10 protein-coding genes are annotated in these 13,214 nt (G+C 61.4%); 3 read left to right on the top strand and 7 right to left on the bottom strand.

Annotation, left to right across the window (positions count from 1 at the left end; genetic code table 11):
* Window positions 1–186: 186 nt before the first annotated feature.
* Entirely contained in the window at window positions 187–717 is a 531-nt protein-coding gene (locus C4S68_RS16980) for a VOC family protein (RefSeq protein WP_103934295.1), read from the top strand.
* A 330-nt stretch (window positions 718–1,047) separates the two neighbouring features.
* Here the strand turns inward: C4S68_RS16980 and C4S68_RS22985 are convergent, their stop codons facing one another.
* The 6 genes from C4S68_RS22985 to C4S68_RS16955 form a co-directional block, all read right to left on the bottom strand.
* Window positions 1,048–1,239, bottom strand: coding sequence for a hypothetical protein (locus C4S68_RS22985; RefSeq protein ID WP_146072193.1), 192 nt, complete (start codon window positions 1,237–1,239; stop codon window positions 1,048–1,050).
* Window positions 1,240–1,760: 521 nt separating this feature from the next.
* On the bottom strand, window positions 1,761–2,426 hold the full coding sequence (locus tag C4S68_RS16970) for an RDD family protein (RefSeq protein ID WP_103934293.1): 666 nt from the start codon (window positions 2,424–2,426) through the stop codon (window positions 1,761–1,763).
* Window positions 2,427–2,479: 53 nt separating this feature from the next.
* Window positions 2,480–3,745, bottom strand: coding sequence for an SLC13 family permease (locus C4S68_RS16965; RefSeq protein WP_103934292.1), 1,266 nt, complete (start codon window positions 3,743–3,745; stop codon window positions 2,480–2,482).
* Window positions 3,746–3,787: 42 nt separating this feature from the next.
* Complete coding sequence (locus C4S68_RS16960) at window positions 3,788–3,973, bottom strand: Flp family type IVb pilin (protein ID WP_235011666.1); 186 nt, start codon at window positions 3,971–3,973, stop codon at window positions 3,788–3,790.
* Window positions 3,974–4,351: 378 nt separating this feature from the next.
* A complete protein-coding gene (locus tag C4S68_RS23275) occupies window positions 4,352–4,522 on the bottom strand; it encodes a hypothetical protein (protein WP_160115212.1) in 171 nt (56 codons plus the stop codon).
* Between the two features lie 471 nt (window positions 4,523–4,993).
* Window positions 4,994–6,427 (bottom strand): methyl-accepting chemotaxis protein, encoded by a 1,434-nt coding sequence (locus tag C4S68_RS16955; protein WP_103934291.1) that lies wholly within the window; start codon window positions 6,425–6,427, stop codon window positions 4,994–4,996.
* A 544-nt stretch (window positions 6,428–6,971) separates the two neighbouring features.
* Here C4S68_RS16955 and C4S68_RS16950 point away from each other — a divergent pair.
* The gene (locus tag C4S68_RS16950) at window positions 6,972–8,135 is read left to right on the top strand and encodes a hypothetical protein (RefSeq protein WP_103934290.1); all 1,164 of its coding nucleotides are present in this window, start codon (window positions 6,972–6,974) and stop codon (window positions 8,133–8,135) included.
* Between the two features lie 21 nt (window positions 8,136–8,156).
* Window positions 8,157–8,573, top strand: coding sequence for a type 2 periplasmic-binding domain-containing protein (locus tag C4S68_RS16945; protein ID WP_103934289.1), 417 nt, complete (start codon window positions 8,157–8,159; stop codon window positions 8,571–8,573).
* Window positions 8,574–8,884: 311 nt separating this feature from the next.
* Here C4S68_RS16945 and rpoC read toward each other — a convergent pair whose 3' ends face one another.
* Window positions 8,885–13,078 (bottom strand): DNA-directed RNA polymerase subunit beta', encoded by a 4,194-nt coding sequence (gene rpoC / locus C4S68_RS16940; protein WP_103934288.1) that lies wholly within the window; start codon window positions 13,076–13,078, stop codon window positions 8,885–8,887.
* Window positions 13,079–13,214: the final 136 nt, after the last annotated feature.

The raw sequence follows: 13,214 nt of genomic DNA, 5'->3' as shown, positions 1-13,214 counted from the left end.
CGCGCCGTGCGGCAAATGGATCGTATTACCACCGTATCTTTTGATATCACTTTCAACAATGACCCATCGGCGGCAGAGGCGTGCTCCTACCGTGCTGTAGCGACTCCATCGTGGGCATGCCACAGCGCCCAATCGAGATACATCGGCATACGTAGCGTTTCTGTTCATCGCTCTCGCTCGGATCGCATGGAGCACACCAAACATCCCATCTACGTGACGAACTCAACGCTTCCTCCCGATGTCCGGATCGGCCACGTTCATCTTCGTGTCTCGAATCTCGATCGCGCCCTCGCCTTCTACCAGGAAGTGCTCGGCTTTGACCTGACGCTGCGCTACGGCACGCAGGCTGCCTTTCTGTCTGCCGGTGGCTACCATCACCACATCGGGCTCAACACCTGGGAGAGCCTCGGCGGCAAGCCTCCCGCCGCCGGATCGACCGGCCTCTATCACCTCGCCGTGCTCTATCCAACTCGAGCCTCGCTGGGCGTCGCTCTGCGCCGCTTGATCGACCACGGCGTCAAGCTGGAGGGCGCGGCCGACCACGGAGTCTCAGAGGCACTCTATCTGCGCGACCCGGACGACAACGGGATCGAGCTCTATTGGGATCGCCCACAGGCCGATTGGCCGAAGGACTCCAACGGGGAACTCACGATGTTTACTCGCGCGCTCGATCTGCACGCCTTGCTGCAGGAGGCCGAAGCGCAAGGCTCCCTGTAACAAGGCAAAGTGCCAACTTGTGAATCTAGACTAAGTCGCCTGTGGACCTTCCACAGAAGAGACGAGTTTTGCAATTGTGCGCACAGGCAAGTGCAGGAGTAATGTTCCGTCAACTGATGAGCGGGCAGTTAGCCGAACGCGAAATCAGCCGGGATCGCCAGGGATGCAACGTACGGTGCGCAAGCGCTTTATGCGGCCTCTCGAGCACGTCCGGCTGCGTAGCGAATGGCGATGAACGCAGGTTAGTTCGAAGGCGCGCCTCTTGTGCTGGGAGCCTGATTCCGATCAGACCACCAGCACAGGGGGCGTAGGTTCCGAGAGCGACGGAGGCTAACGCGAGAGCGAAGGCAGCCGGAAGACCAGAGGTTCGAAGCGCAGCTGGGGAGCGAAGGCGAAAGCCGGAGCAACGAGGCCAGCGGACAGCCCGAGGAGCCCGAAGCAGGCGGCGACGGTCGCAGGCGACGGGAGCACGAAGGACATCGTTGCAGCGGAACGCGGGAAGTGGCCGTCGGGCCAGGACACGCGGGAAGCCAGGGGAACGCTTGAGGTCAAAGCGACGGCAAGGCGAAAGCTGAACCCGAGCCGACGGAGAGCGAGCGGGGCGGACGGAGAGACGAGAGCGCAGGGTGAAAGTCCGGCGATCAAGAATCGAAGGCACGCAGCGGAGAGCGAAGGAGCGAGGCGCAAGCCGGACGACGGAGCTCGAAGCAGAACGCAGGTCCTATGGCCGCAGACTCAAAGCGCAAGCCGCGAGGACTGCGGAACAGCGAGCAAAGGCTCCAGCAGTGTGCAAGCCGAGGAGACGAAGGCGGACGCAAGTCCAGCCCGACGCCCGGAGCAGGCAGGCTGCACGATTCACCTCCCTGGCGCGCACCAGGCCGTGTGAATCAGCGGAGCGCCCATGAGCCGAGCGAAGGACGCAAGTCCAACTCGCACGACATCACGGGAGCTGCCAACGAACCGGATCTCGGACATCACTGTCCAGCGGTCAACGAGAGGGCGCCAGAGACGAAAGTCTTTGGCGCCTTCGGCTTTAACCACTTTCACTTTTCATCCGGAATCAGCGGATGCGACAGGCGATGCTGAAGGTCCTGATAACTCCGCTCGGTGACGACGATGGTCTCGGCGAGCCGGTCCTGCGCACAGCGGCGGTATGGGTGGAGGAAGAACTGCACGAAGCCGAAGCCACCTTCGAGAGCAGCCGCGCCGTAGCCCAGTGCTCGCTCCACCGAGTGCCAGAAGCTCAGGTGCCGATGCGCGATGGACATCACGCGGATATTCATCAGCCGTTTGCCGGGGGTGCGCCCATGTCCCTTCCATAGCAGCACGCCGAAGTACAGCACTGGCACGACGATGTCGTTCACGACCTCCAGCGCCTGTTCGAGCGGCCCATGGGCCTCCTCGCCGTTCGGCGACTTGCCTGGGCCAATGTTGAAGTGGAAGCCTTGCTTCGCGTCGGCCTTCTCGACCGTGGTGTGAAGCTTTCCAGAGCTCTCCGTGGCCATCTGCATGAAGTCAGGCGTCGGCTTGCCCTGGAGGTGGCGGATGCCCAGCCACGTCGCAAACCCTGCCGTTGCGACGGTGCTCAGCAGGATACCGACGATCATCCAATCGATGACGAAGGCAAAGGCGCGCGGCCAGAAGTTCGCCAGCTCAATGCCATCGAGTTCGAGGAGCCACTCCGTCTCCTTCGCTGAAAATCTGCGCATGCGAAGAGTGTAGCGGCGAATTCCGCAATTCGAGAGACGAGATTCTCCCGCGGTCAATGTCCTATGGCGTTCATCGCAACCAGCCCGCCGAGAGCAGCAGCCAGCGCCACCGGCATGGCGAGAGCGCCGACCTTGAAGAAGTCCCACGCGCTGACGTTGAGCTTTTCGCGACGGAGCGCCAGCAGCCAGAGGATCGTCGCGAGCGACCCCGTCACGGATAGATTCGGGCCCAGGTCCACACCGATCAGTACTGCGTTCGCCAGCAGCCCGTGCGTATGAGTCGCAGCGACCGTGGCGCCGGCGAGCAATCCCAGCGGGAGATTGTTCAGCAGGTTGTTGCCAACGCCGACCGCGAAGCCAACCACCGCCGCTCCGGTTGCAGGGGCCAGATGCGCACACCATGCAAGCCATCGGCCCGTCAGCTGCAGCGCACCGATGGACTCGACGGCCTGCACCATCACGAATAGCCCGGCGACCAGTAGCAGGGTTGTCCAGCTCACCTCTCGCAGGAGAAGGACGGGGTTCTGCCGGGCGCGCGCGGACACGACGAGAGCCACGACGATTGCCGCGACGCACGTGGGCAGGCCGAGATCGATCCTGAACGCGGAGGCCGCGAGCAGCACAAGCACGACCACTCCGAGCCCAGCCGTCACGATCTTTCCGGTTGCGGTCAACTGATGCGCTTCGCGCTCTGGCTCGATGGGCTGCTGCAGGTCCTTGCGGAAGTACCACCGCAGCACCAGGTAGGTAGCCAGGATTGAAAGCAGCGAAGGAACTGCAAACGCGGCGAGCCAGCGGCTCAGTGAGGGCATGGCGCCGCGGAAGACGACCAGGTTGGCCGGGTTCGATATAGGAAGCACGAACGAGGCGGCGTTTGCGATCATGGCGCAGACGAAGAGGAGCGGCAAGGGCTGGGCCTTTGCTCTGCGTGCGGCGGCCAGCACGGCGGGAGTCAGCACGACTGCAGTGGCGTCGTTCGACATGCAGATGGTGACAATCGTGCCGGCGACATAGAGCAGCAGGAAGAGGCTCGCCGAGCTTCCCCGGGCACGACGCACCGCTACGGAAGCGACCCAGTCAAAGACACCCTGCTCGCGAGCCAGGCCGGAGAGCAGCATCATTCCGGTGAGGAAGAGATAGACGTCGGTGCCTTCCGCGACCGCATGACCAGCAGAGCGGACCGGCACAAGACGCAGGACGACCAGCGACAGAGCTCCGCCGCAGACCCACCATGCCTCCGGCCAGTCACGAGGACGCCAGAGCATGAGCAGGAGGCTCAACGCAACGATAGCAAGCAGAACGGCGTGCACGAGAGGCATTCTCTCGCGTTGGATGCTCGCAAGGAGCGATCCAGCCGTGTCTTAGGTGGCAGAAGTCAATGTGGAACCAACGCCCGAGAAGACGTTGCTGATGCCGTTCGTAAGGATCTTGAGAGAGGCAATTGCGGCAAGTCCAATGCAGCCTGCGACGAGCGCATACTCCACGAGATCCTGACCGTTCTCCTCTACCAAGAAGCGGAACAGCAGTGGTGCGGCCCAAAGCATCATCGTCTCCCCCATCTCCGAGCCTAGTTTGGCTTCTCCCCCCACTATCGGCCAGGGGTTGCAGCGATTTCAACCGAGATTAGCCCAATGGTGACAGCGAGGATATGCCACCTACGGGCCACAGGGGACGAATGGTCATGCCCCGAAGGATCGGAGGGTGACACTTCTGGAGGTGATATCAAAGTGCCCGCGGCATGGGTACCCCTCCCCCCCTTTTGCGCAAAGTCTTCGAACTAGGGGAGATAGCTCCGGAGCTCTGAATTTGTCCGGGGGCGCAAGGGAGTGTCGCGACGTAACGTATCGTACGTCTGCCTATTCCATTGTAGCCAGCGGAGCACGGAACTATGCCAACTTCGATGGAGCGACGCGCGCGCCCGCAATCTAGCGCGCGAAAAGCAGGGCCAGTAACTGCGGTGCACCGATGCCACAGACGTGCAGCGTGGCCACAACCGCGCCCACCAGGCTCACGCCGAGCAGCGAGTACTCGACCGCATCAATGCGACGGTCTGCCGCGAGATACAGGGACAGAGAGAACCAACGACCTTCAAACATGCCACACCTCCCACTCGAAGGAATCGAGCGTGCGAAAGATCTATCGGCAGCCAGATAGCTGTTAACGGGCGGTGGACGAGATTGGTGCACCGTGGGTGGTGACGACGTCTCCGAATCGGGACGCGGGTGCGCCGTCAAGCGAGGACCGGAGACTTGCTCCAATTCGGACGGTCAGTACAGGAGAATATCCCGACCGATGGCACCTGGCGACGTGGCGCAATCGCGCGTACGGATGAGGGAGCAAGCAGATCGCACCGCCACTGGACGAGGGTGAGCAGCGAGTGCTCGACGGCGTCCATGCCATGTGCTTTGGGATCTTTCGAACGGGACGGCAGTGGGCAGGGCGCTCCGCATATTTCCGACAGAAATCAATCGGCGCCCCTTGCGGGGCGCCGATTGGTGGAGCATCACTGCGTCGTCGCTCACGACCTGTCCTTCCAGGCGATGATTCGCAGGATCGGTCGCCTGTTCTCAGGCGGCCTTGCCACCGATGACCAGGACCAGGCTGCTGACAATTTCGTTGAGTACGTTGGATTGCGCGGTCAACTGCTCGGCCGCGGCGGCACTTTCCTCCGCGGTCGATGCCGAGGCTTGCGTCACACGCTCCATCTGCACGATCGAGCGGGCGATCTGAGTGATGCCACGAGTCTGCTCGACGCTGGCTACATTGATCTGATCGACGAGAGACTTGACCTTGACCGACTCGGCAGTGACGGCCTGGATCGACACGGATACACCGTCGAGGCGGGTCTTGCCTTCGTTGGAGCGCTGAAGAGACTCGGCCACAATGGCGGACGAATCGTTGGCGGCCTCAGCGCATTTGCCTGCGAGGTTGCGAACCTCTTCGGCGACGACGGCGAAGCCGGCGCCCGCCTCTCCCGCGCGGGCCGCTTCGACCGCGGCATTGAGAGCGAGGATATTGGTCTTGAATGCGATCTCGTCGATGACCTTGATGATCTTGGAGACTTTGTCGCTTGAAACCCGAATTTCGTCCATGGCGCCGACGAGTTGGGCCAGAGACTTGTTCACGTCGGTGAACTTGTCCTGGGATGCGGTAACAAGTTCTGCTGTGGAGTGGCAATCGGCGGCGCTTCGTTCAGCCATAGCGCTGATCTGCTGTGACGATGCGCTGGTCTCTTCGAGTGAGGCTGCCTGCGTCGACGCTCCCTGGGCCAGGGTCATGCCCGATCCAGAGACCTGCGCCGCCGACTGAGCTACCTGTTTCGCGCCATCGGCCAGCCTGTCGGCCAGATCGCGAAGAGGAGAGGACACCTGCTTTTCCATCATCAGCACGACCAGAGCGCCAAACCCAGCTGCGACCAGAAACAATGCGAATGCCAAGAAGCGTTGACGTGAGTTCGACGATGCAACCGCCGCAAACTCAGAGTTGAATGCCTTGTTGCCGATGCTGTCACTCAGATCAACGAGGCTCTGCTCCATTTTCTTGTTGTCGTCGGTCAGGGAGGCGAGGGTGGATTGCGTCTCTGCCGTCATCGCATCCGGAGTCGTCACCATCACGGTGTAGGCGGTCTTCGAGCGCTCGTGCAGGCCCTTGAAGCTTTCGAGCGCAGCTTCGACCTGTTGATGCAGAGCGGGATCGAAGGCGATCTTTTCGCTGGCCGTAGAGAGCTGCTCGACCACGGTCGCGGCATCCTTGTCGGCTGTCTCCAATGCGGCCTTGTCCTGGAGAAGAACGGCGTCCTTATAGTCCTTCTTCACTCCCTGGAAGTCGGTCTGCGCGTGGTTCAGCGCCAGGGCCGCTGGATAGATGGAGGAGGAGACGGTCGAGAGATGCGTCTCGGTGGTGCTGGAGGTCCATTGCACCAGAGCGAAGAACAGAAGATATCCGGTCGCCAAGGCGCCAACACTAAGCAGCAGTTTGCCGCGAATTCCTAAATGATTCATCGTTCACCTGAATGAAAGCCTGAGGATTTTCGGACGTCGCCGAGCTCTGTGACGTGTGCAAAGGCGCGGGCCTTCGTTGGGACGATCTCCGTATGGCCAGAGCCTTCTGTGTCATGCCTATCGGCGCTGGAGAGAGAAACGTGAGCCAACTTGCGCGGATTGACCCAAAGGTCCAAGGGTATGTCCGATTCCAATGCATTCCCGAGCCCGCTGTCCTGCAGAACCGATAGGGCTCGAGCAACGAGTGAAAACGGAACACCGGTACAACGAGGCTTCGTGCTCTCGCCGCTCCGGAAACTCTCCCTTTCATCTCGGAACAGCCAGCGATCAGGCACCACGATGCAGAGCTCCCGAAGGTTTCTGTGCGCTGATCCAGCGCACATGCCTCTCGGTCCCGTGCCGAAGTCGGACGAAATCTCCGGTCTGCTCCCTGGAGGGCGGAGACGGAAGCAAGCAGATGCCCTCCACCTGGGAGGCGTGCATGCAGTAAAGACTGCAGCGCGATTCTTCCAGGAACAGTCGCCACACCTTTCAAGGAGAAACCATGAAACGAATCCTAGTAGCCACGCTCGCTCTGATCGCAGCTGCCACTACCGCTGTCAGAGCTCAGAGCCTTGACGACCTCAACATTCAGTTCCACGGGTATGCGACTGAAGGCTTCCTGTACACCACGAACAACAACATCTTTACGACCAGCTCGAGCGATGGCAGCCCGGCGTGGACGGAAGCCGTTCTCAACATCAGCGCGCAGCCGACCCCGAAGCTGCGGGTCGCGATTCAGGGTCGTTACTTCCTGCTGGGCAACTTTGGCAACGCCATCACGCTCGATTACGCCATGGCCGACTACAAGGCCGACGACCGCTTCGGCGTGCGCTTTGGCAAGGTAAAGACGCCCTCCGGCCTCTTCAATGAGACGCAGGATATCGATCCTTCCTACCTGTGGTCCTTGCTGCCCCAGAGCGTGTATCCCATCACCAGCCGTAACTCTCTGTTGTCGCACTATGGTGGTGTCGCGTATGGCACGATCAAGCTGGCGCCTGGATTCGGCAAGCTGGAGTATCGCGGTTGGGGCGGAGAGAGAGTGCTCGGCGCCGACGACGGCTACTTTGTCAGCCAGAAAGAATCCGGCCTGAACCTGCCGAACGGTCTAAGTGGTGTGACCTACGGTGCTGCGCTCCACTGGATCACGCCGCTGCGCGGTCTGATGATCGGCGCATCCGATGGCAAGGACAACCAGTGGAACTCCGCAGTGACCGCCGGTGGTGGTGCTCTGTCGGGCACAGAAGTGATCAAGCCGCTCAACACTCCCAGCTTCTTCGGCCGCTATGAGAAGGACAAACTGATGGTCGCAGGAGAGTTCTCCCGGCTGCCCGTGAACGGTTCGATCAACTTTACTGGGCTTCCTGCCGAGCCAATCCGGCTGGACGACCATTCGTGGTATGCGATGGCCAGCTACAAGGTGACAGACAAACTTACGGCCGGCGTTTATGACAGCCAGCTTGTAGATCATCAAGCGGCTCTGGGACCAGCGCGCTACTCCAAGGACTGGGCGATCTCTGGCCGGTACGACTTCAACCAGTACCTCTATGCGAAGGCCGAGCAGCACTTCATCGAGGGAACCAACCAAAGCTACGACACGGCCCTGAACCCGGGTGGATTGAAGCCCAACACGAAACTCACCATCCTCAAAGTCGGCGTCAGCTTCTAGCTGCGCGAAAGGAGAATCAAAATGCACAAGCGATTCCTGATCTTCCTCTCCGTGGCCGCGGCCATGTTCTTTGTGAGCCAGGCTCATGCCCAGCTCATCATCGCTAACCCCAGCGTCAAGGCCTCCGAGGCCTCGAAGGGCGACCTGAAGGACATCTTCACCGGGGCGTCTTCTTCGCTGGGCGGATCGCACGTGACTCCGGTCCTGTTGAAGTCGGGCGCCGCGAACGACGAGTTCCTGGCGGCCTACATCGGCAAGTCGGATGCAGCGTTCATGGCAAGCTGGCGCTCCCTGGTGTTCTCGGGACAGGCCACGATGCCAAAGTCCTTCGACAGCGACGCTGCTGTGGTCGAGTACGTCGCGAAGACACCTGGCGCCATTGGCTACATCGGCAAGGGAAGCCCGCACGAAGGTACGAAGGTGCTTGCCGGCAAATAGCGGAGTCCTGCCTCGATCCCAACCTGATGAAAGCCATGCTGAGCAACGCTTGCTGAGAGTTGCTTCAAAGAGCGGCGAAGGGCGCGCTGACTGCGTTTGAGCTGCTGCACTCCCTGAGACAACAAAGGGCGGACTCTCTCGAGTCCGCCCTTTGTGTTTGTGTTGGTTCCCAGTTCGCTACTGCCCCTTCCCCACCGCTAAGAGCCAGGATGATAACGCCTCGAGAGTAGGCAAAAAGAAGGGCAGGGCGTTTGCCCTGCCCTTCTTTGTTTGGTCTTGGCGCGGAGCGCGTGTGGCGCTCCGCCCAGGAGTTATTCGGCGGCGAGTTCTTCCTGTTCGCCTTCCATGCGCATCTGTTCGAGCTCGCGCTCTTCGGCTTCGATGGCTGCGGTGACTTCCTGCTGGACCTGGGCTGCCGCTTCTTCGAGCTCTGGGGAGAGCTGGACGTTGCGGTAGTACTCCATGCCGGTACCGGCGGGGATCAGGCGGCCTACGATGACGTTTTCCTTGAGGCCACGGAGCGTATCCACCGCGCCGTTGATGGACGCTTCGGTGAGGACGCGGGTGGTCTCCTGGAAGCTGGCGGCCGAGATGAAGCTATCGGTCGAGAGCGACGCCTTGGTGATGCCGAGGAGCAGCGGGCGGCCGATGGCGGGACGTCCGCCATCCATGAGGACGCGCTGGTTTTCGGCGTTGAAGCGGAAGCGATCCACCTGCTGCTCGAGCAGGAAGTTGGTGTCGCCGACTTCTTCGACCTTCACCCAGCGGAGCATCTGCCGCACGATGGTCTCGATGTGCTTGTCCGAGATGGACACGCCCTGCAAGCGGTAGACTTCCTGGATTTCGTTGACCAGGTACATCTGCAGCTCGCGTTCGCCGAGGACCTCGAGGATGTCGTGCGGGTTGCGCGGACCGTCGATGAGGGCATCGCCGGCGCGAACGCGCTCGCCTTCCTGGACGTTGACGTAGACACCGCGCGGTACCGAGTACTCTTCCTCGTTGCCGTTGTCCGCGGTGACGTACACCTTACGCTGACCCTTGGCGACATCGCCGAAGCGAACGACGCCGTCGATCTTGGAGATGATCGCCGGATCACGGGGCTTGCGGGCCTCGAAGAGCTCGACGACTCGCGGCAGACCGCCGGTGATGTCCTTGGTACGCGTGGTCTCGCGAGGAATCTTCGCGAGGACGTCGCCCGGGTGGACTTCGTCGCCATCGACCACCATGAGGTGGGCGCGGCTCGGCATGAGGTAGCGCTTCTGGGTTCCCTTGCCCGAGTGGACGAGGATGGCCGGCTGGCGCTTCTCGTCAGGCGAATCCGCAACGACGAGACGGGAGAGGCCGGTGACCTCGTCGATCTCTTCGTGCAGGGTGACGCCTTCCTGCAGGTCCTTGAACTTCACGGTACCTGCAATCTCGGTGAGGATCGAGAAGGTGTAGGGGTCCCACTCGCCGAGGAGATCGCCGAGCTTGACCTGCTGACCGTCTTCGACCTTCAGCTTCGCGCCGTAAACGATCGCGTAGCGCTCCTTCTCGCGGCCCTTGCTATCGATGATGGCGATAGAGCCGGAGCGGTTGAAGGCAACCAGACCACCTTCCTTGGAGCGGACGGTGACGAGGTTGATGAAGTGCACCTTGCCGTTGTTCTTGGCTTCGAGGTGCGAGGCATCCGCGGAACGCGATGCGGTTCCACCGACGTGGAAGGTACGCATCGTGAGCTGGGTACCAGGCTCACCGATGGACTGCGCGGCGATGACGCCGACAGCCTCGCCAAGCTCGACCATCTTGCCGGAGCCGAGGTTACGGCCATAGCAGAGGACGCAGCAGCCGCGCTTGGACTCGCAGGTGAGCACGGAGCGGATCTTGACGCGCTCGATGCCTGCGGCCTGAACAGCGGAGGCCTTGTCTTCGTCGATCTCATCGTTGATCTCGACGATGGTCTTGCCTTCGAAGTCCTTGAGCTTCTCGAGCGAGACGCGGCCGATGATGCGGTCGCGCAGGGGCTCGATGGTCTCACCGGCTTCGATGATGGGCATGACGTAGATGCCTTCAACCGTGCCGCAATCGTGCTCGGAGATGATCACGTCCTGCGCCACGTCGACGAGACGGCGGGTGAGGTAACCCGAGTCCGCGGTCTTGAGAGCGGTATCGGCCAGACCCTTACGCGCACCGTGCGTCGAGATAAAGTACTGCAGCACGGTGAGACCTTCACGGAAGTTCGCCGTGATGGGGGTCTCGATGATCTCGCCCGAAGGCTTGGCCATCAGTCCGCGCATACCCGAGAGCTGACGGATCTGCTGCTTGGAACCACGAGCGCCCGAGTCCGCCATGATGTAGATCGGGTTCATGGAGCCTTCCTTGTCGGCCCGCTTCATGTTGTTGAACATCTCGTCCGCAACACGCTCGGTGACGTTGGACCACATCTGGGTGACCTTGTTGGAGCGCTCCAGGTTGGTGATCGAGCCATCGAGATACTGCTGCTGCAGGGTGATGACCTGCTTTTCGGCGTCACGCACGACCTCGTACTTCGAGTCCGGGATGACCATGTCGTCGAGACCGACGGAGAGACCCGAGCGCGTCGCGTACTGGAAGCCCAGTTCCTTGATGCGGTCGAGCATCTTGACCGTGGTCTCGAGGCCGAGGTTCAGGTAGATGTAGTTGACGAGCTGGCCGATGCCCTTCTTCTTGAGCAGGCCGTTGATGTACGGCACACCTTCGGGGAGCGCATCGTTGAGGATGGCGCGGCCCACGGTGGTATTGATGTACTGCTTGTCGAAGGCGACTGCCTCGGTGTGGTTGATGTCCTGATCGTCGTACGCGACGGTCATATCCAGCACAGCGCCGGTGTAGCGCAGACGGATAGGCGTGAGCGTCTCGACCTGCTTGGCTTCGAGGGCCATCAGGACTTCGTCGATGTTGGCGAAGACACGGCCTTCACCCTTGGCGCCCACCTTGGACTTGGTCAGGTAGTAGAGACCAAGCACGAGATCCTGCGTCGGCACCGTGATGGGCTGACCGGATGCCGGGGACAGGATGTTGTGCGAAGCCAGCATGAGGACCGAAGCTTCGATCTGCGCTTCCGGCGAGAGCGGAATGTGCACAGCCATCTGGTCGCCGTCGAAGTCGGCGTTGAACGCCGTGCAGACGAGCGGGTGGATCTTGATGGCCTTGCCCTCGACGAGGACGGGCTCGAAGGCCTGGATGCCGAGACGGTGCAGGGTCGGGGCGCGGTTCAGCAGGACCGGATGATCCTTGATGACCTCTTCCAGGATGTCCCAGACGATGGGGTCCTGCATCTCCACCATTTCCTTGGCCTGCTTGATGGTGGTGCAGTGGCCCGTCTGCTCCAGACGGTGATAGATGAAGGGCTTGAAGAGCTCGAGCGCCATCTTCTTGGGGAGACCGCACTGGTGGAGCTTGAGCTCCGGACCAACGACGATGACCGAACGGCCGGAGTAGTCGACGCGCTTGCCGAGCAGGTTCTGACGGAAGCGGCCCTGCTTGCCCTTGAGGGTGTCCGAGAGCGACTTGAGCGGACGGTTGTTGGCGCCACGAAGGACGCGGCCACGGCGGCCGTTGTCGAACAGAGCGTCGACGGCCTCCTGCAGCATGCGCTTTTCGTTACGAACGATGACCTCAGGCGCATGGAGATCCATGAGCTTCTTGAGGCGATTGTTACGGTTGATCACGCGGCGATAGAGATCGTTGAGATCCGACGTCGCGAAGCGGCCACCGTCCAGCGGCACGAGCGGGCGAAGCTCAGGCGGGATCACCGGGATCACGTCGAGGATCATCCACTGGGGCTTGTTATCCGAGCGGCGGAAGGCCTCAACGACCTTGAGACGCTTGGCGTACTTGAGCTTCTTCTGCAGCGAGGTCTCGGTCTTCATGCGCTCGCGGAGCTCGATACCGAGTTCTACGATTTCAACGCGCTTGAGGAGCTCCTTGATGGCCTCGGCGCCCATCATGGCCTTGAAGCCGGAGGGGCGGTACTGCTGGTCGAGCTCGCGGAAGCGATTCTCGTCCTTGATGACCTCGCGCTCCTTGACGGGCGCGTCGCCTGGATCGACGACGACGTAGGACTCGAAGTAAAGGACAGCTTCGAGCTCACGGAGCGAGATGTCGAGCAGGTGGCCGATACGCGAAGGCAGGCCCTTGAAGAACCAGACGTGCGAGCAGGGCGAAGCCAGCTCGATGTGTCCGAGGCGCTCACGACGGACCTTGGACAGCGTGACTTCGACGCCGCACTTGTCGCAGATCACGCCGCGGTGCTTCATGCGCTTGTACTTGCCGCAGAGGCACTCCCAGTCGGTGATGGGTCCAAAGATGCGCGCGCAGAACAGGCCATCGCGTTCGGGCTTGAACGTGCGGTAGTTGATGGTCTCGGGCTTGGTGACCTCGCCATGCGACCACGAGCGGATCTTCTCGGGCGAGGCGAGCTGAATCTTAATGGAGTCGAAGTCCGTGATCGGACCGGCCATTTCAAACGGGCTGGAGCGGAACATGTGTTTGTCTCCGTTGCGGCAGGCAAGCTCTTAGCTGTTAGCTCTTGGCTCTTAGCTAGAGGCGCTGCGGTTGGTGTTCCCGCGATGACTTTCGGCGCATCGCTTTACCGCACATCTGGATCTCTTGCGTTTTTGT

This window comes from Bryocella elongata, from assembly GCF_900108185.1.
GTDB lineage: Bacteria > Acidobacteriota > Terriglobia > Terriglobales > Acidobacteriaceae > Granulicella > Granulicella elongata.
The sequence above is the reverse complement of the archived record's forward strand: the minus strand, read 5'-3'. Positions and strand labels throughout refer to the sequence as shown.